At 69.3% G+C, this 24233-nt stretch carries 20 protein-coding genes; 11 read left to right on the top strand and 9 right to left on the bottom strand.

The genetic code is table 11. The features are described 5' to 3' along the window. Positions 1-795 (bottom strand): putative hydro-lyase, encoded by a 795-nt coding sequence (locus A3CE_RS0118345; protein WP_020641565.1) that lies wholly within the window; start codon positions 793-795, stop codon positions 1-3. A 10-nt stretch (positions 796-805) separates the two neighbouring features. Continuing rightward, the gene (locus tag A3CE_RS0118340; protein ID WP_020641564.1) at positions 806-2050 is read right to left on the bottom strand and encodes an MFS transporter; all 1245 of its coding nucleotides are present in this window, start codon (positions 2048-2050) and stop codon (positions 806-808) included. A gap of 117 nt (positions 2051-2167) precedes the next feature. On the opposite strand from A3CE_RS0118340, the gene A3CE_RS0118335 reads away from it, so the two are divergent. Next, positions 2168-2890, top strand: a complete 723-nt coding sequence (locus tag A3CE_RS0118335) for a GntR family transcriptional regulator (protein WP_020641563.1) — start codon at positions 2168-2170, stop codon at positions 2888-2890. 304 nt (positions 2891-3194) lie between these two features. Here the strand turns inward: A3CE_RS0118335 and A3CE_RS0118330 are convergent, their stop codons facing one another. The 3 genes from A3CE_RS0118330 to A3CE_RS0118320 form a co-directional block, all read right to left on the bottom strand. After that, a complete protein-coding gene (locus A3CE_RS0118330; RefSeq protein ID WP_020641562.1) occupies positions 3195-4550 on the bottom strand; it encodes a chitinase in 1356 nt (451 codons plus the stop codon). A 10-nt stretch (positions 4551-4560) separates the two neighbouring features. After that, positions 4561-6414 (bottom strand): ricin-type beta-trefoil lectin domain protein, encoded by a 1854-nt coding sequence (locus A3CE_RS0118325; protein ID WP_020641561.1) that lies wholly within the window; start codon positions 6412-6414, stop codon positions 4561-4563. Positions 6415-6486: 72 nt separating this feature from the next. Beyond that, positions 6487-7698 carry a glycoside hydrolase family 16 protein gene (locus A3CE_RS0118320; protein WP_026468620.1) on the bottom strand — a complete coding sequence of 404 codons (1212 nt, stop codon included), beginning with the start codon at positions 7696-7698 and terminating at the stop codon, positions 6487-6489. Between the two features lie 778 nt (positions 7699-8476). Here A3CE_RS0118320 and A3CE_RS0118315 point away from each other — a divergent pair. Next, entirely contained in the window at positions 8477-8674 is a 198-nt protein-coding gene (locus tag A3CE_RS0118315) for a hypothetical protein (RefSeq protein WP_020641559.1), read from the top strand. Here A3CE_RS0118315 and A3CE_RS0118310 read toward each other — a convergent pair whose 3' ends face one another. Continuing rightward, complete coding sequence (locus A3CE_RS0118310) at positions 8675-9910, bottom strand: ROK family transcriptional regulator (RefSeq protein WP_020641558.1); 1236 nt, start codon at positions 9908-9910, stop codon at positions 8675-8677. A 121-nt stretch (positions 9911-10031) separates the two neighbouring features. On the opposite strand from A3CE_RS0118310, the gene A3CE_RS0118305 reads away from it, so the two are divergent. The 8 genes from A3CE_RS0118305 to A3CE_RS0118270 all read left to right on the top strand — a co-directional run bounded on the left by A3CE_RS0118305 (position 10032) and on the right by A3CE_RS0118270 (position 19429). Continuing rightward, positions 10032-11219, top strand: coding sequence for an ROK family transcriptional regulator (locus A3CE_RS0118305; RefSeq protein WP_020641557.1), 1188 nt, complete (start codon positions 10032-10034; stop codon positions 11217-11219). Positions 11220-11466: 247 nt separating this feature from the next. Beyond that, positions 11467-13098 (top strand): ABC transporter substrate-binding protein, encoded by a 1632-nt coding sequence (locus A3CE_RS0118300; RefSeq protein ID WP_020641556.1) that lies wholly within the window; start codon positions 11467-11469, stop codon positions 13096-13098. An 18-nt stretch (positions 13099-13116) separates the two neighbouring features. Further along, positions 13117-14184, top strand: coding sequence for an ABC transporter ATP-binding protein (locus A3CE_RS0118295; RefSeq protein WP_026468618.1), 1068 nt, complete (start codon positions 13117-13119; stop codon positions 14182-14184). Beyond that, positions 14181-15161 (top strand): ABC transporter permease, encoded by a 981-nt coding sequence (locus A3CE_RS0118290; RefSeq protein WP_020641554.1) that lies wholly within the window; start codon positions 14181-14183, stop codon positions 15159-15161. The genes A3CE_RS0118295 and A3CE_RS0118290 overlap by 4 nt, the downstream gene beginning before the upstream one ends. 1 nt (position 15162) lies before the next feature. Next, complete coding sequence (locus tag A3CE_RS0118285; RefSeq protein WP_020641553.1) at positions 15163-16146, top strand: ABC transporter permease; 984 nt, start codon at positions 15163-15165, stop codon at positions 16144-16146. Continuing rightward, a complete protein-coding gene (locus tag A3CE_RS0118280; protein WP_043790928.1) occupies positions 16143-17132 on the top strand; it encodes an ABC transporter ATP-binding protein in 990 nt (329 codons plus the stop codon). Before A3CE_RS0118285 ends, A3CE_RS0118280 begins: the two co-directional genes overlap by 4 nt. 34 nt (positions 17133-17166) lie before the next feature. Further along, positions 17167-18570, top strand: coding sequence for a GH1 family beta-glucosidase (locus A3CE_RS0118275; RefSeq protein ID WP_020641551.1), 1404 nt, complete (start codon positions 17167-17169; stop codon positions 18568-18570). Between the two features lie 235 nt (positions 18571-18805). Next, positions 18806-19429: a DUF2306 domain-containing protein gene (locus tag A3CE_RS0118270; RefSeq protein WP_020641550.1), complete on the top strand. Its 624-nt coding sequence runs from the start codon at positions 18806-18808 to the stop codon at positions 19427-19429. On the opposite strand, the gene A3CE_RS0118265 is transcribed toward A3CE_RS0118270, so the two are convergent. Both A3CE_RS0118265 and A3CE_RS0118260 read right to left on the bottom strand, forming a co-directional pair. After that, a complete protein-coding gene (locus A3CE_RS0118265; protein WP_020641549.1) occupies positions 19377-20540 on the bottom strand; it encodes an acyl-CoA dehydrogenase family protein in 1164 nt (387 codons plus the stop codon). The two genes, A3CE_RS0118270 and A3CE_RS0118265, sit on opposite strands and share 53 nt — an antisense overlap. Next, the gene (locus tag A3CE_RS0118260) at positions 20537-22879 is read right to left on the bottom strand and encodes a bifunctional salicylyl-CoA 5-hydroxylase/oxidoreductase (protein ID WP_020641548.1); all 2343 of its coding nucleotides are present in this window, start codon (positions 22877-22879) and stop codon (positions 20537-20539) included. The genes A3CE_RS0118265 and A3CE_RS0118260 overlap by 4 nt, the downstream gene beginning before the upstream one ends. 66 nt (positions 22880-22945) lie before the next feature. On the opposite strand from A3CE_RS0118260, the gene A3CE_RS0118255 reads away from it, so the two are divergent. Next, positions 22946-23341 carry a RidA family protein gene (locus A3CE_RS0118255; protein ID WP_026468617.1) on the top strand — a complete coding sequence of 132 codons (396 nt, stop codon included), beginning with the start codon at positions 22946-22948 and terminating at the stop codon, positions 23339-23341. Here the strand turns inward: A3CE_RS0118255 and A3CE_RS0118250 are convergent. Further along, on the bottom strand, positions 23328-24182 hold the full coding sequence (locus tag A3CE_RS0118250; protein ID WP_020641546.1) for a PaaX family transcriptional regulator: 855 nt from the start codon (positions 24180-24182) through the stop codon (positions 23328-23330). The genes A3CE_RS0118255 and A3CE_RS0118250 overlap by 14 nt on opposite strands. Between the last annotated feature and the right edge of the window lie 51 nt (positions 24183-24233).

The following is a 24233-nucleotide window of genomic DNA, read 5'->3' as shown; positions in this document are numbered from 1 at the left end:
TCAGCCCACCCGGTATTCGCTGTCGTGCCGATCGGTGATGAACATGTACCCCGGCGAGTGGGTGATCGCAAAGGGAGGCCGCGACGCCATCAGTGCCGCCTGCGGCGTGACCCCGCAGGCCCAGAACACCGGGACGTCATCGGGTTGCGCGTCCACCGGGTCGCCGAAGTCCGGCCGGGAAAGGTCCTCGATCCCCAGCGCACGCGGGTCGCCGATGTGCACCGGGGCGCCGTGCACGGCCGGCATCGCCCGGGTGATCCGGATGGCGTCGTCGACGCGGTCCTCCGGGATCTGGCGCATCGACACGACCATCGGGCCGAACAGCCGCCCGGCGGGCTCGCACTGCCGGTTCGTCACGTACATCGCGACGTTGCGGCCCTGGTCGACGTGCCGCAGCGGGACGCCCTCGGCGGCCAGCGCCGTCTCGAACGTGAAGCTGCAGCCGATCGAGAAGGCGACCATGTCGCTGCGCCACAGACCGGTCGCGTCGGTCACTTCGCCGGCGAGCACGCCGTTCTGCCAGATCCGGTAGCGCGGCAGGTCGGTGCGCAGGTCCGCGCCATCGGCGAGGCGGGTGGCCGGGTCGCCGGGGTCGGTGACGTCGAGCAGCGGGCACGGCTGCGGGTTGCGGGTGCAGAACAGGAGGACGTCGTAGGCCCAGTCCTCGGGGACGGCGATCAGGTTGGTCTGGGTGAAGCCGTTGGCCCAGCCCGTCGTGGGCCGGGCGTTGCCGCGGCGGAACACCGCGCGCGCCTGGGCCGGCGTGAAGGTGGCCGGCTGGTCGAAGGTGGTCATTGGTTCCCCCTCAGTCAACGAGTTCGATCCCGCGGGTTTCGGGCAGGCCGAGCAGCGCGAGGGCCGCGATGCCGTAACCGAGCGCGCCGAACACGATCGCGCCGCCCGCGCCGAGGAAGCCGACGACGGTCGGGAAGATCGCTCCGACCGCGCGGCCGAAGTTGTACGTGAAGCCCTGACCCGTGCCGCGCAACGCCGTCGGGTACAGCTCGGCGAGGAACGCGCCGAAGCCGCTGAAGATCGCCGACATCGAGAAGCCGAGCGGGAAGCCGAGCACCAGCACGAGTCCGTTGGCGCCCTTGGGGATCTGGGTGTACGCGACGATCAGGGCGGCCGAGAGCAGCGCGAACGTCAGGAAGGTTTTCTTGCGCCCCATCAGGTCCGTGAGGTAACCGCCGCAGACGTACCCGACGAAGGCGCCGGTGATGAGGAACGCGAGGTAGCCGCCGGTGCCGATCACGGTCAGCTCGCGCGTCTTCTTCAGGTAGGACGGCAGCCACGTCGAGATCGTGTAGTACCCGCCCTGGACGCCGGTGGCCAGCAGCGCGGCGAAGAACGTCGTGCGCAGGAGGTCGCCCTTGAAGATCTGCGGCAGCGTGCTCTTGGTGGGTGCGGCGAGCCGGCGTTCTTCCGCGCGCGGGGCGTCCTTGACGCTGCGGCGGATCCAGAGCACGAACAGTGCCGGGATGACGCCGGTCCAGAACATGATTCGCCAGGCCACGTCGTCGCTCGCGAAGCTGAACACGACGGTGTAGACGACGACCGAGAGGCCCCAGCCGACCGCCCAGGCGCTCTGCACGAACGCCACGGTCCGGCCGCGGTACTTGGCCTGCGAATACTCGGCGACCAGCGCGGCGCCCGCCGCCCACTCGCCGCCGAAGCCCAGTCCCTGCAGGGCGCGGAAGATCAGCAGCGTCTCGAAGTTGGGTGCGAACCCGCAGAGCACGGTGAAGATCGTGTACATCGCGATGGTGATCTGGAGCGTGCGGACGCGGCCGATCCGGTCGGCGAGCATGCCGGCACCGACCCCGCCGACGGCGGACACGACCAGCGTCGTCGTGCCGAGCAAGCCGGCTTCGCCGCTCGAAATGCCGAAGTACGCGGTGATCGCGGCCAGGCCGAGCGGCAGGGTCTGGTAGTCGAACGAGTCCAGGCCGTATCCGCCGAACGCGCCCACGAAGGCGCGGCGCCCGCGTTTCCCGAGCGTGCGGAACCAGTCGAACGGGCGGGCCTCGGTTGCTGTGGTGGCAGTCATGGGGCTCCTCCTGGCCAGTGTCTCTCATCGTGGCGTGCCTCACACGGTAGAGATTGTTGAACAATTCCACAAGACGGCAATTGGATCGTCCTCGGCGTGCCGGGTACCCTTGTTCACGTGGTCATCGAAGACAGTGCAGTCCCGGGCCTGGAGGCCGACCGTGGCCTGGTCAGCCGCAAGAGCACGGCCGAACGGGTCGCCGGCGTGCTGCGCAAGCGCATCGCGGAGGGTTTCTTCCTGCCGGGCGGCCGGCTGTCGGAGCAGGACATCGGCAACGCGCTCGGCGTCTCGCGCAACACGCTGCGCGAGGCGTTCCGGCTGCTCACGCACGAGCGGCTGCTGGCTCACGAGCTCAACCGCGGGGTCTTCGTCCGCATCCCGAGCGTCGAGGACGTCGTCGACATCTACCGGGTGCGCAAGATCATCGAGTGCGCGGCGGTCCGCGGGGTCACGGCGAAGCCGGCGACCTTCGCCAGGATTCGCGAGAAGGTGGAGATCGGCGACGAAGCGGCCCGCACCGGCAACTGGAAGGACCTCGGCACGGCGAACGTCTGGTTCCACCAGGAGCTGGTGGCGCTGTCCGGCAGCGAGCGGATCAACGAGCTGGTCGGAAGGCTGACCGCCGAGCTGCGGCTGGTGTTCCACATCATGGCCGAGCCACGGCGGTTCCACGAGCGCTACCTGCCGCGGAACCACGAAATCCTCGACCGCATCGAGGCAGGTGACGGGCCGGGGGCGGAGCAGCTGCTGATGAAGTACCTCGAGGACGCGGAGGAGCAGCTGGTCGCGGCTTATGCCGATCGCGCCGCCGCGGCCCGGGCGGCCGTCGCCGGGGAGTAGGCGGCACTGCCCACGTCTTCTCCCTTGCCTCAGCAAGGATCGATGTCCCAGACCGGCGTCCGGTCGCCGGAATGCGCGTTCGGGCAGGCTTGGCGTCCGGACGGGCCGAGCACCAGCCCGTCTCGATCCCCGGTGGTTAACCTCGGTGCGGTTCCGCCGCCGGTACCCCCAGCGGCAGGCGGACCACGCTGCCGGGTCGCCGCCTCCCCCAGTGCCGCGGCCCGGCAGCCCCCCGAAGTTCCGTGAATGGCACATTGAGAGACTCTAAGTCTCTCAATGTGCCATTCACGGACTCGGGCCAGCGTCAGCCGGCGTAGCGGGCGAAGATCCTCGTGAAGTCCCACGCCTGCTGGGAAACGCCGGAACAGGTGTCGTTGTTCGGGTACCCGCCGGGGCACGGGCGGTCGCGGTTCGCCGACCAGAACGTCAGCCGGGCCAGGTGGTGCGTGTTCGCGTAGCCCAGGATCGTCGTGAAGTCGTCGAGCGTGACCGTCTCGCTGTTGTCGGTGATGCCGTTCATCGACGAAATGCCCATGTGCCGGTAGGCCGTGTCGTCGTCGTAGCCGTAGGCCGGCTTGACGACGTTCTTGAGCCCCTCGGCCGCCCGCTGCGTCAGCGTGCCCATGTTCTGGCCCGCGCCGCCGAAGTCGAACGGCATGATCACCCAGCCGTCGACCGTGAGCCCGGACTGCGCCGCCCGGTTCACCAGGCTGTTGTCGGGACCCGACTGGCCGGTGCCGAAGGTGACGTAGATCTTGATGCCCGGGTTGTTCGCGCGGACCGTCTTCAGCGCGTCGACCGTGCGCTGCTGCACAGTCGCGTTGCTGTAGGCGTCGGCCTCGATGTCGATGTCGATCGCCTTGAGGCCGTACGCGTTGATCACCTTCTGGTAGCCCGCCGCCAGCTCGCCCGCGCTGCCGCACGACGACTCCAGCTTGTTGCCGGAGTAGCCGCCGAACGACGGGATCACGTCACCGCCGGCCGCGCGGATCGTGGTGATCGTGTTCTGGTCCACACCACCGGTCAGTGCCCGGCCGCCGTCCCACTGCGGGGTGCAGTAGCCGTTGGACAGGATGAACGCCAGCGTGAACCACTTGACGCCGGTCGCGCCCATGATCGTCGCCGGGTTGGGCGGGTCGCCCCAGCCGTTGTAGAGGTAGGGCGCGACGGCCATCGCCCCCGGCCCGGGCGGTGGTGTCGTGCCGCCGGGCAGCGTCCACTGCTGGTTGGCCGTGCTCGCGCACGTCCAGATCTGCAGCCGCGTCCCGTTGGCGCTCGCGTTGCCGGTCGCGTCGAGGCACTTGCCCGAGCCGGTGTTGACCAGGTTCTTCGCCGCGTTGGCCGTCCACTTCTGGGCGTTGCTCCCGTTGCAGTCCCACAGCTGGATCTGTGTGCCGTCCGCTGTGCCCGCGCTCGTCACGTCGAGGCATTTGCCCAGCGCCTGCAGGGATCCGTCGGCGCCGAGCGTCCACTGTTGAGCGTTGGTGCCGTTGCAGTCGTAGAGCTGGACGGCGGTGCCGTTGGCGCTGTTCGCGCCGGCGACGTCGGCGCACTTGCCGGCGAGGCCGGTGATCGGCCCGGTCGCCGCCCGCGCGACACCCGGGGCGAGCACCATCGCCGACGCCGCGACGAGCGCACCCCAAGCTGCTCGCTTCTTCATTCGTTGCTCCTCAAGCCGGGATGGTCCATTTCTGGTTGGCCGCGCCGGTGCACGCCCAGATCTGCAGCCGGGTACCGTTGGCGCTCGAACTGCCGGTGGCGTCGACACACTTGTTCGAGCCCGACCCGACGATGTCCTTCGCCGCGGTGGCCGCCCATTTCTGGTTCGCCGTACCGCCGCAGTCCCAGAGCTGGAGCTGGGCACCGTCCGCAGTGGACTGTCCGGTGACGTCGAGGCACTTGCCCAGCGCGCGGATCGTGCCGTCCGTGCCGACCGTCCACTGTTGAGCGTTGGTGCCGTTGCAGTCGTAGAGCTGGACGGCGGTGCCGTTGGCGCTGTTCGCGCCGGCGACGTCGGCGCACTTGCCGCCGAGGCCGGTGATCGGCCCGGTCTTGCCGGTGCCGCCGCCGTTGCCCTGGGTGCCGTTCCAGGTGAACGTCGCCGAGGTGTGGCCGGGCAGGGCGTAGGTGAACGACGAGTTGCCCCAGTTCACCCGCACGTTCTGGGTTCCGGTGCCGGAGTTGTACGCGATCAGCGCCTTCGACCCGTCCGGGTTCTTCCAGGCGACGTTGCGCACGGCCGGGTTGTCGTTCGAGTCGATCCGGTGGGCGCCCGGCTTCACGAACTTCGTCAGGTGGCCCATCGTGTAGTACTCGACGGTGTAGTCGACCTGCCCGCTGCGCGAGTCTCCGTTGTGGACGGTGATCAGGCCGGTGCAGGTGCCGCAGCCACCGTTGTGCGGGCCCATGTCCTGGTCGACGCCGAGGCTCCACTTCACGAAGCTCGTCGACCAGTTCCGGGTGTAGTCCACGATGTTGTTCATGTCCTCGGCCTGCTGGTTCGGGATCCAGGTGCCGCCGGAGTGCTCGGTCGAGTAGGCGTTGACGTCCGGGTACTGGTTGTGCACGGTCGTCTGCTGCGCGATGTCGCCGCCGTAGCCGTGCCACGCGACGCCGCCGAAGTTCGGGTGCGTGCGGATCGCCGCGTCGTCCATCGTCGGCGCGCCGTAGGAGGCGTAGGTGTCCCAGTTCCAGTCGAGCGCCAGGACCTTTGTGGACAGTCCGGCGTTGCGCAGGGCCGGCAGCAGGTTGTTCTTCGCGAAGTAGGCCAGACCGGCGCCGTTCCAGTTGGTCGAAGGGTAGCTGGAGCAGCAGGTCGGCTCGTTCTGCATCGAGACGTAGTCGATCGGCACGCCCGCGGCCTGGTAGGCCTGGAGGTACTTGACGAAGTACTGCGCGTAGGCCGGGTAGTACTGCGATTCGACCCAGCCCAGCAGGTAGCTGTCGTTGTCCTTCATCCACGGCGGCGCGCTCCACGGCGACGCCATCACCTTCGCCTGCGGGTTGAGCTGCTTGGCCTGCTTGGTCAGCGGCAGCACGTCGGCCTGGTCGTGCGCGATGGAGAAGTGCGTCAGGTCCGGGTCGGTCTGGCCGGCCGGCATGTCGTCGAAGGTGTAGCTGTAGCGGGCCAGGTCGGACGCGCCGAGCGGGTTGCGGATGAAGCTCAGGCCGATGCCGCTGGTGGGGTCGAACAGCTTGCGCATCGTGTCGTCACGAGTGGCCTGGTTCAAGGCTCCACTGGAGTTCAGCAGCCACGCGGCGGTGTCCGTAAAGGACGCTCCGCCACCTTCGAACTGCTGGTAGGTGGTGTTTTCGTTGACGTTGACGGTCACGCCGCCGGTACCCGTGCCCGCGGCGAACGCGATCGGCGTCTGCTGCTGGAGACCGCGGGTGACCTGGCGGCCGCCGGAGTCGCTGGTGGTGGTGAGCCAGACGTTGACCGGCTCGCCCGCGGCCTGCGCCGGGGCGGCCAACGTCGCCGCGGCGAGCGCCGTCACGCCCACCAGGGTGAGCAGTTTTCTCATGGGAGCTTCCACTTCTGGGGTCGTGAATGGTAAGCCGGGTTCTAACCCGGCTTACCACTCACGAGGGGTGGGTCAGGGAGCGGTCCACTTCTGGTTCGCACCGCCGCCGCAGGTCCAGATCTGCAGACGGGTGCCGTTCGCGCTCGAATTGCCGGTGGCGTCGAGACATTTGTTCGCGTTGGGGTTCACGATGTCCTTCGCCCCGGTCACGACCCATTGCTGGGCGCCGGTGCTGTTGCAGTCGTAGAGCTGCACCGGTGTCCCGTTCGCCGTGCCCGCGCCCGAGACGTCCATGCACTTGCCGAGCGCGCGGATCGTGCCGTCGGTGCCGACCGTCCAGTTCTGGGCGGCGTTGCCGTTGCAGTCGGTGATCTGGATCGGCGTGCCGTTGGCGGTGTTCGCGCCCGCGACGTCGACGCACTTGCCGCCGATGCCGGTGATGGTGCCGGTCCGGCCGCTGCCGCCGCTCGACGTGTCGGTGACGTGCACGTAGTCGACGACCAGTTGCTGCGGGAACTGCGTGCTGCTGTTGGGATCGCCGGGCCAGTATCCGCCGACGGCGAGGTTGAGGATGAGGAAGAAGTTGTGGTCGTACACCCAGCGGTTGCCGTTCAGGTCGGACGGTGTGCGCGTCTCGTAGAGGTTCCCGTCGACGTACCACTTGATCTGGTTGGGGGCCCAGTCGATGGCGTAGGTGTGGAAGTCGTCGGAGAAGTTGGGGCCGTTGTAGGCCGCCCCGATGCCGCCGGAGCCGGAGTAGCCGGGGCCGTGGATGGTGCCGTGCACGGTGTTCGGCTCGAACCCGACGTTCTCCATGATGTCGATTTCGCCGTCGGTGGGCCAGTTGCCGCCGCCGAGCATCCAGAAGGCCGGCCACATGCCTTGCCCGCGCGGGAGTTTCATGCGGGTCTCGAAGTGGCCGTAGGCCTGGCTGAACCGGCCGGCGGTGTTCATCCGCGCGGAGGTGTATTCGCAGCGGCCGTACCAGCAGTTGTAGTTGCCCGGGTTTTCCTTCTTCGCCGTGATGACGAGGTGACCTTGGCCGTCGAGCTGGGCGTTGCTGGTGCCCGAGGTGTAGTACTGCCGCTCGTGGTTGTTCACGTTGTCACCGGTTTCGAGCTGCCACTTCGACCCGTCGACGGCGGCGCCCGCGGGGCCGTTGAAGTCATCGGTGAAGGTGGCCGCGGCGGCGGCCGGGGCGGGGTTGACGATCTGCTGCCCGAGGACGAGCAGGGAACAGGCGGCGAAGAGCGCCGCCCAGCGGTTCTTTTTCGAGGTGGACATCATTGTCGCCTCTCTCACCGTGGGGACCGGCGTTCCGCGCGCAGCACGGAACGCGGGGAGGGGGGAGGTGGCCTCGCGTGCCGGGGCGGCGGCAGGCGCGGCCGTGCGTGTGCTCGCCGGGGCCCGCGCGACGGTGCGCGAGCGGCAGCGTGATCCGGGTGCCTTTGTTGTGCCTGGCAACAAAGTATGCATGGTCCAGACAAGTCCGGCAACAGTCCGGCGGTCATTTTTTTTCAACCCGAATTAAGGGTGTGTGGGTGAGCGGGCCGGGTTCGTTCGGGGTTCCCGCTCAGCGGTGCATCGCGCCATCGCGGTGGGTGCCCTGCTGAGTTGTCCACAGCCTGGCCGAGTTGTGGATGGTTCTGCCTCGGTGGCGGTTTCCGCGGCCTTCTTGTCGGTGGGGGTCGATACGCTGGAGCGGGGATGGCCCCCAGGGCGGGTGGGCCCTGCTTGGCGGGTGTGGCGCGCTGCCGGAGCTGGTATACCGCTGGGTGGTGCGCCGGCCAGGGCCGGCCAGCGTGATCGGAACCGGATCCAGCGTGATCGGAACCGGAACTGGCGTGATTGAAGCCGGAACTCGCGTGATCGGAACCGGAACTCGCGAGTTGCGGCTCCCATCACGCGAATTCCGGTCCTGATCACGCCAGTTACGGCTCTGATCACGCGAGTCACGGCCCTGATCACGGGAGTCGCGGTGGGGCCGCCCACCCGTCGGGGCTGGTGCGCTACCGACGTGATGCAGCGTCAGGGAAGTGCTTCAAGGCCGAAGGAGGTCGTGATGGCGCACGACAAGCCCGCGCCGCCGCCCGGAACGCTCGCTGCCGCGCTTGCGCTGCTGGCCGGGGCCGTTGGTGGTGTCGCCATGGCCGTCGGGCACACCGACAACCTCTACCTCGTCTGCGGTGTCGTCCTCTTCGCGTGCGGGGCGTTCCTCGGCGGCGGTCTCCTCTACGCCTGGTTCAAGGGCCGGCCGTAGTCAGGCCGCGTCGATGTCCGGGGCTCCCGGCTTCGCGATCCGGGGCGTCGCCCCCTGCTCCAGCAGGTCCGCCACCGGCAGCGTCGCCGCGCCGGTCGCCACCGCGTCCAAGCCCAGGGAACCCAGCTGGATCGACGTCTGGCTGAACGGGTGCCTCAGTGCGTGCTCTCCCGCCGCCGCGCGGATCCGCGGCAGCAGCTGCTCGCCCAGTGCCAGCCCCGCCCAGCCGCCGATCACGATGCGCTCCGGGTTGAACAAGTTGATCAGGTTCGCGATGCCCGCGCCGAGGTAGCCCGCCGTTTCGTCGAGCACGCGGGCCGCTGTCTTGGACTTGTCCGCCGCTGACAACAGCGCCGCGAACTGGGCCTGCTCGTCCTCGCCCGCGATCTCCTTGCCGCGTGCTCGGCGGTAGCGGGCCAGGACCGCGCCCGCGCCGATGTACGCCTCCAGGCAGCCGCGCGAGCCGCAGCGGCACTCCTGACCGCCGTACGCGATCGTCGTGTGGCCCCACTCGCCCGCGCTGCTCGTCGAGCCGCGGTACGTCGTTCCGTCCGTCACCACCGCCGCGCCCACACCCGAGCCGATCAGCGCTATCACCGCGTGCCGCGCTCCGCGGCCGGCGCCGAACCACATCTCGGCCTGGCCCTGGGTCTTCGCGCCGTTGTCGACGAACAGCGGCAGCCTGACGCCGGCGTCGAGCAACAGCGAAGCGAACGGCACCGCGTCCCAGCCGACCGTCGGCGCGTGCACCAGCACCTGCGCGCCCTGCTCGACCGTGCCCGGCACGCCGATGCCGACGCCGAGCACGCTCGATTCGTCGATACCCGCGCTCGCGAACACCTCCTGCAGACCGGACGCCACCTGCTCGACCGCGGTCGCCGCGTCGGGGGCCTTCGGCAGCGGGTGCTCGACCGTCGCCAGCCGGTTCATCGCCAGGTCGAACAGCTCGACCTTGACGCCCGTTTCGCCGATGTCGACACCCGCGACGTGCCCGTACGCCGGGTCGACGCGCAGCAGCACCCGGGGACGGCCGCCGTCCGATTCGACCTGCCCGGCTTCCGTGATCAGGCGTTCTTCACCCAGTTCGGCGGTCACGTTGCTCACCGTGGCGGCACTCAATCCGGTCAGCTGGCTGAGTTCGTGCCGCGACAGCGGGCCGTCGAAGTACAGTTTCGACAGCAGCAGGGAACGGTTGTGCCGCCGCAGATCACGGACGGTGGTGCGCTTGCTCGCCATGGGCAACCCATCTAACTTCTTACCGGCTCACTGACAGGATGCCTGATCACCGTAAGTTGTGGCTATGTATTAAGTGGTGAACTAAGTTCCGAACCAGCACTCGTCTGGCACAATCCTCCCGGTGACCCAGGCGGCGCGCCAGACGACCAGAGACCTCCGGCGGCACAACCGCGCGGCGCTCCTCTCCTCCCTCTACCTCCGCGGCCCGGTCAGCAGACTGGAACTGGTAGCTGAATCGGGACTGTCGGCCGCCACCGTTACCAACGTCGTCTCCGAGCTCATCGCCGACGGCGTCGTCGCCGAGGCCGGATCGGTCGAATCGGACGGCGGACGGCCGCGGACGCTGCTGGCGGTGCGGCCCGGCTTCGGGCACGTCGTCGGCGTCGACGTCAGCGAAACGCACGTCGAGGTCGGTCTGTTCGACTGCGCCCTCGGCACGCTCGGGACGGTGCGCCACCCGCTCGTCGGCACCCGGCTCGACCCGGACGAAGTGGCCGGGCTGGTGCGCACCGGCATCGCCGAAGTGCTCGAAGACGGCGATCCGGACGCGGTGTTCGGCGTCGGCATCGGGGTGCCCGGCGCGGTCCGCGACGGCGGGATCGTGCACGCGCCCACCCTCGGCTGGCGCGGGGTGAACTTCGCCGAGCTCATCCACCCGCACATCCAAGCGCCCCTCCACCTGGACAACCGCGCCCGCACGCTGGGCCAGGCCGAGTCGTGGCGTGGCGCCGGCCGGGGTGCGGGGCGCGCCATCGTCGCCCTGCTCGGCGTCGGGGTCGGGGCCGCCGTCGCGACGGCGGGCCGTTCGCACCCCGATATCACGACCAGCGAGTGGGGCCACACCGTCGTCAAGGCGGCCGGAGCGGCGTGCCGGTGTGGGTCGCACGGGTGCCTGGAGGCCTACGTCGGCACCGAGGCGGTCGTCCGCCACTACGCCGGCCGCGTCGGCAAGGAACCGGTCATCGGGGACGAAAGTGACGCCGAACTGGCCCGGATCGTGGCCGAAGCGGCGCAGGGCGGCCCGGCCGCCGACGTGCTCGCCGAGACCGGCGAATACCTCGGCATCGGCATCGCCAACCTGATCAACCTGCTCACCCCCGACCGGGTGGTGCTTTCCGGCTCGGCCGGAGCCATCATGGGACCGGCGATCCTGCCCGCGGTGCGCGACGCCGTCGACCGGCACGCGCTCGACTACCTGGCGGAGCGCACCGAGGTCGTCCTCGGCACGCTGGGGCCCGAAGCCGTTGCGCTCGGCGCGGCGACGTTGCCCATCGCTCAGCTGCTCGCGAACGGCGGCCGGATCGGCTGAAACCCTTGCTGTGCAAGGATTATCTTGAACAAGAGGTCCAGACCGCTTGTTCTTTCAGAACTTAAACTTAGGCCGAAAAAGTTACCGCCATGTTATTGACGTGACCCGAGTCACCCGGGTTGACTTCGGGACGTCGTTCGGTCGCCGGCGGTCGGGGCTCGCTACCAGTCGACAGCACGCAAGTCGTCGATGAAAGCAGGAGGAGCCGATGCGAGCCAAGCGCGCAGCAGTCGCAGCGCTAGTAGCCATGACGGCCTTGAGCGGGCTCACCGCGTGCTCGGGCGGGAGTTCCAGTGCCGCCCAGAGCAACCCGGACGCCGTGCTCAGCGTCGGCAAGCCGGACGGCCCGCAGGCGGAGAACAACAACCCGTTCCTGGAGACGTCCGCCCTGTCGAACATGGGCTACCGGTGGATGATCTACGAGCCCCTCGTCATGCTCAACCGCGTCAAGCCGCAGGAGCCGGGCAAGCCGTGGCTGGCCACCAAGTGGGACTGGTCGGACAACTACAAGAAGCTGGTTCTGACCGTCCGTGACGGCGTCAAGTTCTCCGACGGCCAGCCGATGACCGGTGAAGACGTCGCCTACACCTTCCAGTTGCTGCGCGACAACAAGGCGCTGAACGTCGACGCCGTGCCGTACAAGGACATCACCGCGGCCGGCAACCAGGTGACCCTCGCCTTCGACAACTCGCAGTTCGTCAACCAGGTGAAGATCCTGCAGACCCTCGTCGTGCCGAAGCACGTCTGGCAGGGCATCAAGGACCCGGCGCTCGACCTCGTGAAGAACCCGATCGGCACCGGGCCGTACACGCTCAAGTCGGCCACGCCGCAGACGATGATCGTCACGCGGCGCGACAGCGGCTACTGGCAGGAAGCGCCGAAGGTCAAGGAGATCCGCTATACCTCCTTCACCGACAACAACGCGCAGGTCAATGCACTGGTCAACGGGGCTTCCGAGTGGAGCTTCGTGTTCATCCCGAACTACAAGGCCGTCTACACCACCAAAGACCCCCAGCACTACAAACTGTGGTTCCCCGCGCAGCTGGCCGTCCACGGACTGTGGTTCAACACCGAGAAGGCACCGTGGAACGACGCGAAACTGCGTCAGGCCATCAACAAGGCGATCAACCGCGACGACATCTTCAACCAGGGCGAGGCCGGCTACTTCTACCCGAAGAACGACCAGGTCACCGGCATCCCGACGCCGGCGGGCGACCCGTTCATCGCGCCGCAGTACAAGGGGCAGAGCGTCCAGGTCGACGTTCCGGGCGCGAAGTCGCTGCTGACCGGCGCGGGCTACAAATTCACCGGTGACAAGCTGGCCGACCCGAGCGGCAAGCCGGTCACCCTCAAGCTCACCGTCCCGTCGGGCTGGTCGGACTACATCACCGACCTGGAGATCATCAAGGACAACCTGGCGCAGATCGGCATCACCGCCACGGTCGACAAGATGAACCAGGACGCGTGGATGAAGTCGGTCGACACCGGTGACTTCGAGGGCCTGATGCACTGGACCAACGACGGGCAGACGCCGTACGACATGTACCGCGACGTCATGGACGGCAACCGCTACAAGCCGACCGGCCAGGGCGGCATCAACGGCAACTACGGCCGCTACAAGAACGACGAGGCGACCAAGGCGCTCGAGACCTACGCCAACGCCGAGGACGACGCCGCCCGCACCGCCGCCATGGCGACGCTGCAGAAGATCATGATCGAGCAGCAGCCGATGATCCCCACGTCGGCGGCCAACTCCGGCGGCGAGTACAGCACGAAGAACTGGGTCGGCTGGCCGGACGAAGCCAACCCGTACGCGCCGGCCCAGCCGACGCTGCGCAACGCGCTCGACATCGTCCTGCACCTCAAGCCCGCGGCCTGACTCATGGCGGAGTCAGTCGTGACGACCGAGCAGTCCCCCTCCGGCCCCACCGCTGCCGGGCCGGAGGGGGACCTCCCCGTGGTCCTCGAAGCCGCGGGACTCGCGAAACACTTCCCGGTCCGCCGCAAGGGCCGGGCCGCGCTGACCGGCCCGCGCCGCGCTGTCCAGGCCGTCGACGACGTGAGCCTGACGCTCCGGCGCGGCCACGTCACCGCGCTGGTCGGCGAGTCCGGCTCGGGCAAGTCGACGGTCGCGAGGCTGCTCGCGGGCCTCTACCCGCGCACCGGCGGCGACATCCGGCTGCACGGCGAGACGGTGAACATCAAGCGCGGCAAGGTGTTCCGCGCTTACGCCCGCCGGGTGCAGATGATCTTCCAGGACCCGTTCGCGTCGCTGAATCCGGTGCACACCGTGCGCTACCACCTGACGCGGGCGCTGAAGATCCACGGCCGGGTGGGAGACGACCTCGAGAAGTCGCTGCACGAGCTGCTCACCCGCGTCCAGATGACGCCGCCCGAGCGGTACATCGACAAGTTCCCGCACGAGCTGTCCGGCGGCCAGCGCCAGCGCGTCGCGATCGCGCGGGCGCTCGGCGCGAACCCGGAGGCGCTGCTGGCCGACGAGCCGGTGTCCATGTTGGACGTCTCCATCCGGCTCGGCGTGCTGAACCTGTTGCGGGATCTGAAGGAACGCCTGCACCTGGCGATCCTGTACATCACGCACGACATCGCGTCAGCGCGTTACTTCGCCGACGAGACGATGGTGATGTACGCGGGCCGGATGGTCGAAGGCGGCGACAGCGAGACCATCACCCAACGGCCGGCGCACCCGTACACCCGGCTGCTCATCGAATCCGCCCCCGACCCGGACCGGATCGCGGGCGGGGGCGCTCCCGGGGAGACGCCGGCCGAACGCGGGTCCGGCGAACCGCCGAGCCTGATCGACCCGCCGCCGGGCTGCCGGTTCCACCCGCGCTGCCCGGTCGCGATGGAGCGGTGCAAGACCGACCTGCCGCCGCGGTTCGACGTCGGCGACGCACCCGGTCATTGGGCCGCGTGCTGGCTCTACGATGGAGCCGCCCGATGAGGTTCCTGCTGCAGCGGTTCGCCTTCTACGTCTTCACCGCGTGGGCTGCCGTCACCATCAACTTCTTCATCCCGCGACTGATCCCGGGTGACCCGGTGCAGTCACTGATCGCCAAGAACCAGGGCATGATCAGCGCGGACGCGATCCAGTCGCTGTATGTCCTCTTCGGACTCGACAAGAACGAAAGCCTGATCTCCCAGTACTTCGACTACTGGGGCCAGCTCTTCCGCGGCGACCTCGGGATCTCGTTCACGTTCTTCCCGACACCGGTGTCCGACCTGCTCACCGACAGTCTGCCGTGGACGATCATCCTGGTCGGCATCACCACGGTCGTCGGCTTCGCGATCGGCACCGGGCTCGGCGTGGTCGCCGGCTGGAAGCGCGGCTCGTGGGTCGACGGCCTGCTGCCGGTGACGACGTTCCTCTCGTCGATCCCGTACTTCTGGCTCGGCCTGATCGCGCTGACGCTGCTGGCCGGCCCGGGCAGTTTCTTCCCGTCGTCCGGCGGCTACGACCCGGGCACCATCCCGGGCTGGGACGGGACGTTCGTCGGCAGCGCGATCCAGCACAGCCTGCTGCCCGCGCTCACCATCCTGATCAGCTCGATGGGCAGCTGGATCCTGGGCATGCGCAACATGATGGTCACCGTCGCCTCGGAGGACTACGTGACCGTCGCGCACGCCAAGGGCCTGTCGGAACGCCGGGTGATGGTCGGTTACGCGGCACGCAACGCGTTGCTGCCGAGCGTGTCCGGCTTCGCGCTCGCCCTCGGCTTCATCGTCGGCGGCACGCTGCTGGTGGAGATCGTCTTCTCCTACCCCGGCGTCGGCTACCAGCTGTTCCAGGCCGTCGGCTCGCAGGACTACCCGCTGATGCAGGGCATCTTCCTGATCATCACGCTGTCGGTGCTGGTGGCGAACCTGTTCGCCGACGTCGCCTACCTGGCGCTCGACCCGCGCACCCGGAAGGAGGGCTGACATGGCCGTACCCGCGGCGGACGTCAAGGCCGCCCAGGCCCTCCCGCTCGAAGCGGCCGCGCGCCGGCGCCGCTTCCGGTTCCTGACCGGCGGCAAGACCGGCACCGGCCTCGCCGTCATCGTCTTCTTCCTGGTGATAGCAGTCGTCGGCGACTGGATCGCGCCGTACGACCCGTCGGCGCGCAGCAGCGACCTGCTGGAGTCGCCGTCGGCGCGGCACTGGTTCGGCACCACCCACCTCGGCCAGGACATCTTCAGCCAGGTCGTGGTCGGCACGCGCAGCGTCATGCTGGTCGGGCTGGCCGCCGGGATCGTGGCGACGATCCTCGCGGTGATCGTCGGGGTGACGTCCGGCTACCTCGGCGGCACCCCGGGGGAAGGTCTCTCGGCACTGTCCAATGTGTTCTTGGTGATTCCCGCGCTGCCGCTGATCATCATCATCGGCAGCGCGGTGCCCGCCGGCGGCGACATCCTGGTGGCGGTGATCATCGGCTTCACGTCATGGGCGTGGGGCGCGCGAGTCCTCAGAGCACAGACGCTTTCGTTGCGCGGTCGCGAATACGTCGAGGCGGCCCGGGCGACCGGCGAGTCGACGTGGCGGATCATCTTCTTCGAAATCCTGCCGAACCTGACCGCGGTGATCGCGTCCAGCTTCGTCGGTACGGTGATCTTCGCGGTGATGTCGGAGATCACGCTCGCGTTCGTCGGCGTCTCCGGGCTGTCCAACTGGAACTGGGGCACGATCCTGTTCTGGGCACAGAGCCAGCAGGCCCTCGCCCAGGGCGCGTGGTGGTGGTTCGTGCCGGCCGGGCTGGCCATCGCCGTCCTCGGCACGGCGTTGTCCCTGCTCAACTTCGGCATCGACGAGTTCGTCAGCCCGCGGCTGCGCGGCAGCGGCAAGGCCCGCGTGCGCGGCGCGGACGGGCGGATGCATCGCATGCGCGTGGGCTTCACGCCCGTGCTCGGGCGGGAGGAACAACCATGATGGACCCGGTGCTGGAGATCAAGGGCCTGGACGTCGACTACGGCGTCGGCGACGAAGCCGTGCGCGCGGTCCGGGATGTGCACCTGACGCTGCACCACGGCGAAGTCCTCGGCCTGGCCGGGGAAAGCGGCAGCGGGAAGTCCACTTTGGCCTACGGGCTGACGCGGCTGCTCGCGCCGCCAGGCGTGATCCGCGGCGGCGAGGTGATCTACCACCCCGCAGATGGCGAGCCCTACGACGTCCTTCGCCTGACGGACAGACAGCTCCGGGACTTCCGCTGGGCGGAGACGTCGATCGTGTTCCAGGGCGCGATGAACTCGCTGAACCCGGTGCACAAGGTGGTCACGCAGCTGGTCGACGTCATCAAGGCGCACGAACCGCGTACCACGAAAGCGGGCCGGGTGGCGCGAGCGCGCGACCTGCTCAAGCTGGTCGGCATCTCGGCCGACCGGCTCGAGGCGTACCCGCACCAGCTGTCCGGCGGGATGCGGCAGCGCGTGATGATCGCGATGGCGCTCGCGCTGGAGCCGCGGGTCGTCATCATGGACGAGCCGACCACCGCGCTCGACGTCGTGATGCAGCGGCAGATCCTCGGCCAGCTCGTCGAACTTCGGGAGCGGCTGGGCTTCTCGGTCCTGTTCATCACGCACGACCTTTCGCTGCTGGTGGAGTTCTCGGACCGGATCGCGATCATGTACGGCGGGCGGATCGTCGAGCAGGCGCCGGCGGCGGACCTCTACCGGGACGCGCTGCACCCGTACAGCCACGGCCTGCTGAACTCGTTCCCCGCCCTGCGGGGGCCGCGGCGCGAGCTGTCCGGGATCCCCGGATCGCCGCCGGACACGCGCGGGATGCCGTCCGGCTGCGCGTTCCACCCGCGGTGCCCCCAGGCCTTCGAGCCGTGCCCCGACCGCGTGCCGCTGCTGGGAACGCCCGGCGACCCGGCGCGCGAGGTGGCGTGCTGGCTGCACCCCGCCACTCCTTGACCGTCCTGTCCGGCACCACTGGAGGAGAGCCGCCTTGACCGAGACCACAGCCGTGACCGCCGAGCAGCAGGCGCTGATCGACACCCTGCCGCCGGACTTCCGCTGGGGCGTGGCCACCGCCGCGTACCAGATCGAAGGCGCGGTCTCCGAAGACGGCCGGACACCGTCCATTTGGGACACTTACTGCCAGGAGCCGTGGGCGATCGACAACAACGACAACGGGGACGTGGCGTGCGACCACTACCACCGGATGCCGTCGGACATCGCCTTGGTGAGCGAACTGGGCGCGGACACCTACCGGTTTTCCGTGGCGTGGCCCCGGGTCCAGCCGCGCGGCCGCGGCGGCGTCAACGAAGCGGGAATCGGGTTCTACGACCGGCTCGTCGACGAGACGCTGAGCCGCGGGATCACGCCGTGGCCGACGCTGTACCACTGGGACCTCCCGCAGGAGCTGGAGGACGCGGGCGGCTGGCCGGCTCGCGACACGGCGTACCGGTTCGCGGACTACGCGATGCTGGTGTTCGACCGGTTGAAAGACCGGGTCCGGCACTGGACGACGCTGAACGAGCCGTGGTGCTCGGCGATGCACGGGTACGTCCACGGCGTGATGGCGCCGGGGCGGCGTGACTTCACGGCGGGGCTGCACGCGGTGCACCACCTGCTGCTCGGGCACGGGCTCGCGGTGCAGCGGATGCGGGAATCGGCACAGCGTCCCACGCAGTTCGGCATCACGCTCAACATGAGCACGGCCGACCCGGCGACGGATTCCCCCGAGGACGTCCGCGCGGCGCGTCAGGCGGACGGCCTCGGCGTCCGCATCTACCTGGACCCGCTGGTCCACGGCCGCTACCCGGTGGACGTGGTGGACGACCTGGCTTCGCGCGGAGTGCGCCTCCCGGTCCAGGACGGCGATCTGGCGGCCATTGCGTCCCCGCTGGACTTCCTCGGCGTCAACTACTACTTCGGCCAGCAGTTCTCGGGCGTGGACGAGCAAGGCCTGTCGGTGGACGCGGACGGCGTCCCGGCGTCGAGGGCGGTCCCGTTCGGCGAACCGACGACGGCGATGGGCTGGGAGATCCTCCCGGGCAAGTTCACGGAGCTGCTGACGCGGCTGGGCCGCGACTACCCGGCTCTCCCGATGTACATCACGGAGAACGGCTCGGCCTTCGACGACGACCCGGACTCATCGGGTTTCGTCCGCGACGACAGGCGAACGGCATACCTGGCATCGCACATCGCGGCCGTCGCGGCGGCACGTCAGGCCGGGGCGGACGTCCGCGGGTACTTCGCCTGGTCCCTTTTGGACAACTTCGAGTGGGCTTACGGGTACGCGAAGCGCTTCGGGCTGATCCGGGTGGACTACGAGACGCAGCAGCGGACGATCAAGCAGAGCGGCTACTTCTACCGCGACACGGTCCGCCGGGTCCGCGGCAGCTGAGCCCGAAGTCCGTGAATGGCACATTGAGGGACTTGAAGTCCCTCAATGTGCCATTCACGGCTTTCAGCGGTAGGGAGCACCCCACCGCTGGGGCGGCAGCCTACCCCATGGTCGCTGTCGAAGAGCTTCCCTAGCGTCGGACGGGCAGCCGACCCTGGGGGTAGCCATGACTGTCCGGACGGAGATCAGACCCACGCCTGCGCAGGCAAGGCCGAAGTGGTGGCGGCGGCCGTGGGTGGCGCCGCTCGCGCTGCTCGTCGCCGCGTTCCTCGCGTACTCGGTGCCGCCTTACCTCACCTTCGATCCCGCGCTGTCGCGGGTGCCCGCGCCGCCGGGGTTCGCCGCGCACTACGGGTTCCTCGTCGCGCACATCCTCTTCGGCACGATCGCGATCGTCGGGGTCATCCTGCAGATCTGGCCGTGGCTGCGGCGGACGCACCCGGTCGTGCACCGGCGGGTCGGGCGCGTCTACGTCTTCGCCGGCGCGATCCCGTCTGCACTGATGGCCTTGGTCATCGCCCCGTTCAGCTCGTTCGGCCCGGCCGCCGCCGGGCTGAACGTGGTCGCCGCGCTGTTGTGGCTCGGCTCCACGATCGCCGGCTGGCGGGCCATCCGGCAGCGGCGGTACGCCGACCACCGGAAGTGGATGGTCCGCAGCTTCGCGATGGCCATGAACACGCTGCTGAGCCGCGTTTATGCCCCGCTCGCGTTCCTGGGCCTCGGCCCGTCGTACCCGAAGCTGGGCGAGCTCATCCCGGCCGCGTCGACGCTGGCGGGCACGATGAGCATGCTCACCTTGCTGCTGCTCAGCCAGTGGTGGCTCGACCGGAAGCCGAAGAAGCCAGCCATCGCGCGATGATCGTCCGTTGGATCTCCGACGCGCCTTCGTAGATCCGCGGTGCCCGGACCTCGCGGTACAGGTGCTCCAGCAGGTGCCCGCGACGCAGGGCGCGGGCACCGTGAAGCTGGACCGCCGAGTCGACGACGAACTGCGCCGATTCCGTTGCGAACAGCTTTGCCATCGCCGCCCGGCCGCCGAGGTTCGGCTCTCCCGCGTCGTACGCGCCCGCCGCCGCGTAGACCAGGAGCCTCGCCGCTTCCGTGCGCGTGGCCATTTCGGCCAGCGTGTGCGCCACTGCCTGCTGCTTGATCAACGGGCCGCCGAAGGCTTCTCGCGAGCCGGTGTGGGACACCGTCGCGTCCAACGCCGCCTGGGCCATGCCGACCGCGAACGCGCCTACGCTCGGACGAAACAGGTCCAGGGTCCGCATCGCCACGGCGAAACCGCGGTTCTCCTCGCCGAGCAGTTCCCCGCGCCGGACCTCGACGCCGTCGAAGGTGACCGTGCCGATCGGGTGCGGGCTCACCAGGTCCAGGTGCTCGCCGCCGAGGCCGGGGCGATCGGCCGGGACCACGAACGCGCTGACCCCGCGGGAACCCGCGTCCGGTGTCGTGCGGGCGAACACCGTGTAGAAGTCGGCCTCGGGCGCGTTCGAGATCCACATCTTCGTCCCCGTCAGGCGCCAGCCGTCGCCGTCGGGCTCCGCCGCCAGTGACAGCGCGGCCGCGTCGGAACCCGCGTCCGGCTCGGTCAGCGCGAACGCCGCCACCGCGTCGCCGGCCGCCACCGCGGGCAGCCACCGTGCCACCTGTTCGTCCTGCCCGGACTGGAGGATCGGGTAGCTTCCCAGGCCCTGCAACGCCAACGCCGTCTCGGCTTCGGTGCTCACCGTGGCGAGGTTCTCGCGCAGGATGCACAGGTCCGTCGCCGCCGCCTGCCTCGATGGCGTCCCGGAAGCGACGCCGGGGAAGAGCCTAGCGAGCAAGCCGAGCGCGCCCATCGCCTTGAGCAGCGGGCGGTTCACCGCACCCTCCACACCGGACTCGGCGAGCGGGAGCAGCTGTTCTTCGGCCTGCCGCCGTACCTCGGCGGCGAACGCCTGCTGAGCGGAATCCAGAGCGAAAGTCATGACGAAGCTCCCGGTCGCCAGCGAGCATGGGCGGTCCCCGCCGGACCGGACCGGACGAGGTCGAGACGTGGCTCCGGCCCGTCGGAGCGGCCCGTCTGCGGCTTGCGGTTGCCCGCGGCGAACGGCTTCGGCCACGCCACCGGGTAGCCCTGCTCGGCCGCCGCATGCAACGTCCACTGTGGATCGTACAGGTGCGTGCGGCCCAGCGCGCAGAGGTCGGCGCGGCCGGCCAGGATCAGCGAGTTGACGTCGTCGTAGGAGGAAATCGCGCCGACCGCGATCACCGCGATCCCGTACTCCTCGCCGATTTCGTTGCGGATCCGGTCGGCGTACGGTGTCTGGTAACTGCGGCCGTACTGCGGGCGTTCCTCGCTGACGACCTGGCCGGTCGAGACGTCGATGCCCGCGGCGCCGTGAGCGGCGAACGCCCGCGCGATCTCGACGGCGTCGTCGGCGTCGATCCCGCCTTCGCACCAGTCGGTCGCGGAGATCCGGACCGTCATCGGGCGGGAAGCGGGCCACGCGGCGCGGACCGCGTCGAAGACTGCCAAGGGGAAGCGCAGCCGGTTTTCGAGTGATCCACCATAGGAGTCGGTCCGCTGGTTGGTCAGCGGCGAGAGGAACGACGACAGCAGGTAGCCGTGGGCGCAGTGCAGCTCGAGGACGTCGAACCCGGCGCGCGCGGCGGCTTGAGCACACGCGACGAACTGGTCGCGGATCTCCGAAAGGTCCGTTGTGGATAGTTCGCGGGGGACTTGGTTCCGCTCGGAGTACGGCAGCGCCGAAGGAGCGCAGACCTCCCAGTTGCCCGAGGGGAGCGGTTCGTCGATACCGTCCCACATGAGCTTCGTCGAACCTTTGCGGCCGGAGTGTCCTAACTGGACACCAATCCGTGCGGGCGTCTGCGCGTGTACGAAGTCGACGATCCGCTTCCACGCCGCTTCCTGCTCCGGCGTGTACAACCCGCCGCAGCCCGGTGTGATCCGGCCTTCGGGGGAGACGCAGACCATCTCGGTCATCACCAGCCCGGCCCCGCCGAGTGCCTTGCTGCCCAGGTGCACCAGGTGGAAGTCGCCCGGCACGCCGTCCACCGCGGAGTACATGTCCATCGGGGACACGATGATCCGGTTCGGCAGCTCCAGCCCACCCAAAGAGAACGGCTGGAACATCGGCGGCCGCGACGTCGTCCCGAGCGAGCGGGCGAACCAGTGGTCGAGCTCGGCCGCGAACTCCGGGTCGCGCAGGCGAAGATTGTCGTAGGTGACGCGGCGGCTGCGCGTGAGGAGGTTGAACGCGAACTGCGGCGGCTCCTGGTGGGCGTACTGCGCGATGTTCTCGAACCACTCCAGGCTGGCCTGCGCCGCGCGCTGCGTCGACGTGACGACCGGACGCCGTTCCAGCTCGTACGCCTTGAGCGCCTCCGCGACGCCGTCGTTTTCGTGCAGGCAGGCGGCGAGCGCGAGCGCGTCCTCCATGGCCAGCTTCGTGCCCGAGCCGATCGAAAAGTGCGCGGTGTGCGCGGCGTCGCCGAGGAGGACGACGTTGCCGTGCACCCACGTCTCGCACCGGACCGTGCCGAACGAGACCCACTTCGAGTTGTTCGCCATGATCCGGTGCCCGCCCAGGACGTCGGCGCACAGCTCGCGGATCAGCGCGATCGACTTCTCGTCGCTCTGGCCGGGCGGCAGCGACGTCGCCGCGATGGGACCGAACGTCCGCTGCCAGACGTCCTCCTGGACTTCGAGGATGAACGTGCTGCCGTCGCGGCCGTACGGGTAGCCGTGGATCTGCATGATCCCGGCCGGCGTTTCGAGGACGTGGAACTTGAAGGCGTCGAAGACCAGGTCCGTGCCCAGCCAGATGTACCGGCACCGGCGGGTCTCGACGCTCGGGCGGAACGTCCCGGCGTACCGCGCGCGCATCGCGGAGTTGACGCCGTCGGCCGCGATGACCAGGTCGTACCCCGAGAGGTCGGCCGGCGCCTCTTCCCGGAAGCGCAGCCCGACGCCGAGTTCGGCGCAGCGGCTCTGGAGGATGCCGAGCAGGCGCTTGCGGCTCATCGCGGCGAAGCCGTGGCCGCCCGAGGTGGTGACCGTGCCCCGGTAGTGGACGTCGATGTCGTCCCAGCGCGCAAACTCCGCCCGCATCGCGTCGTGCACCGCCGCGTCGGCGTGCTCGATGCCGCCGAGCGTCTCGTCGGAGAACACCACGCCGAAGCCGAAGGTGTCGTCCGGCGCGTTGCGCTCCCAGACGGTGATTTCGTGGGCTGGGCCGAGCTGCTTCGCGAGCGCGGCGAAGTACAGACCCGCCGGGCCGCCACCGATGACCGCGATTCGCACGCCGTCGATGGTATGTCGTCGCCCGCACGACCGTCAATAATGCGAAAGATGGCGTACCGTGTCCGCATGGAACGCATCAACCCGCCGGAGCTGGGCAAGCCGTCCGGGTTCTCGCACGCGGTGGTGGCCGAGGGCCGGGTCGTCTTCCTCGCCGGCCAGACGGCGCTGGACGCGTCGAACAAGATCGTCGGAGACGGCGTCGTCGAGCAGTTCGAACGCGCGCTCGGCAACCTGCTGACGTCGCTGCGGGCGGCGGGCGGCGCCCCGGAAGACCTCTGCGGCGTGACGATCTACATCGTCGACATGGCGGACTACCGCGCCCACGCGCGCGAGATCGGCGCGGTCTGGCGGCGGCTCGCGGGCACGGAGTACCCGGCGATGGCCGGCATCGGCGTCGACCGGCTTTGGGACGACGAAGCCTTGGTCGAGGTCCAGGGCTTCGCGGTGCTCAGCCGAAGTTGATCGACTTCGCGACGTACTCCCTGGCCGGCGTCTCCAGCTGCGCGTGCAGCTCGAAGAACAGCTCGGCCGCGCGGATCCCGGACCAGTCGCGGGGCAGGAACTCCGCGGGCAGGCCGGGGTCGAGGTAGGGCATCCGCCGCCAGCCGGTCAGCACGCGGACGTAGTCGGCGAAGGCCTCGTGGTCGTCCGCCGACTTGCGGCGCTGCCAGCGGCGCAGCGCCGGGCCGTGCTCGTCGAGGAAGGTCGTGTACAGCTCGTCCAGCCGGTCGAGGTCCCACCACTCGCGGACCTTCGCCACGACGTCGCCGAACGCGAGGTGGTCGGCGCGGAACAGGTCGGCGTACTCGGCCAGGCCGAGCCGGGTCAGCGCTTCTTCGGTCGCCGCGTGGAGGTGCGCCGGGGCGATCCAGACGCCGGACGCGGCCGTCCCGAAGCCCATCCGGGCGAGCTGGGTACGCAGGAGGTGGCGCTTGTGGCGCTCGGTCTCGGGCACCGAGAACACCGCGAGCAGCCAGCCGTCGGCCGGGGTCGCGCGCGCACGGCGGAAGATCCGCTCGTCACCCTCGCGCAGGATCTCGCGCGCCTCGTCGGACAGCTCGTAGCCCGCCGTGGCGTCGCGGCGGACCGCCTCAAGGATGCCGCGCCGCTTCAGCCGCGAGATCGACGAGCGCACCGCGGGCTCGTCGACGCCGACGGCGGCGAGCAGGTCGATCAGCGAGGCGACCGACAGCCAGCCGCCTTCCGTGCGCGAGTAGAGGCCGTACACCGTCACGATGAGCTGACGAGGCTGCGCGGCCCGGCCGGAGCCGTCCAGTTCGGTTGCCTCGGGTACGGCCGTCATCGGGCCACAATAACAACAGACGCCGCGAACTCTCCGCTACGATTTCGCCGC

The organism is Amycolatopsis balhimycina FH 1894 (assembly GCF_000384295.1).
Classification (GTDB): domain Bacteria; phylum Actinomycetota; class Actinomycetes; order Mycobacteriales; family Pseudonocardiaceae; genus Amycolatopsis; species Amycolatopsis balhimycina.
Note: the sequence above shows the minus strand (reverse complement) of the source record. Positions and strands in the feature narration are given on the sequence as shown.

Coding starts and splice junctions, on each gene's coding strand:
- A3CE_RS0118315 (WP_020641559.1), top strand. CDS start 8,477: ATGGCGCACGACAAGCCCGCGCCGCCGCCCGGAACGCTCGCTGCCGCG.
- A3CE_RS0118250 (WP_020641546.1), bottom strand. CDS start 24,182: ATGACGGCCGTACCCGAGGCAACCGAACTGGACGGCTCCGGCCGGGCC.
- A3CE_RS0118330 (WP_020641562.1), bottom strand. CDS start 4,550: ATGAAGAAGCGAGCAGCTTGGGGTGCGCTCGTCGCGGCGTCGGCGATG.
- A3CE_RS0118285 (WP_020641553.1), top strand. CDS start 15,163: ATGGCCGTACCCGCGGCGGACGTCAAGGCCGCCCAGGCCCTCCCGCTC.
- A3CE_RS0118310 (WP_020641558.1), bottom strand. CDS start 9,910: ATGGCGAGCAAGCGCACCACCGTCCGTGATCTGCGGCGGCACAACCGT.
- A3CE_RS0118280 (WP_043790928.1), top strand. CDS start 16,143: ATGATGGACCCGGTGCTGGAGATCAAGGGCCTGGACGTCGACTACGGC.
- A3CE_RS0118255 (WP_026468617.1), top strand. CDS start 22,946: ATGGAACGCATCAACCCGCCGGAGCTGGGCAAGCCGTCCGGGTTCTCG.
- A3CE_RS0118300 (WP_020641556.1), top strand. CDS start 11,467: ATGACGGCCTTGAGCGGGCTCACCGCGTGCTCGGGCGGGAGTTCCAGT.
- A3CE_RS0118340 (WP_020641564.1), bottom strand. CDS start 2,050: ATGACTGCCACCACAGCAACCGAGGCCCGCCCGTTCGACTGGTTCCGC.
- A3CE_RS0118320 (WP_026468620.1), bottom strand. CDS start 7,698: ATGTCCACCTCGAAAAAGAACCGCTGGGCGGCGCTCTTCGCCGCCTGT.
- A3CE_RS0118345 (WP_020641565.1), bottom strand. CDS start 795: ATGACCACCTTCGACCAGCCGGCCACCTTCACGCCGGCCCAGGCGCGC.
- A3CE_RS0118325 (WP_020641561.1), bottom strand. CDS start 6,414: ATGAGAAAACTGCTCACCCTGGTGGGCGTGACGGCGCTCGCCGCGGCG.
- A3CE_RS0118265 (WP_020641549.1), bottom strand. CDS start 20,540: ATGACTTTCGCTCTGGATTCCGCTCAGCAGGCGTTCGCCGCCGAGGTA.
- A3CE_RS0118290 (WP_020641554.1), top strand. CDS start 14,181: ATGAGGTTCCTGCTGCAGCGGTTCGCCTTCTACGTCTTCACCGCGTGG.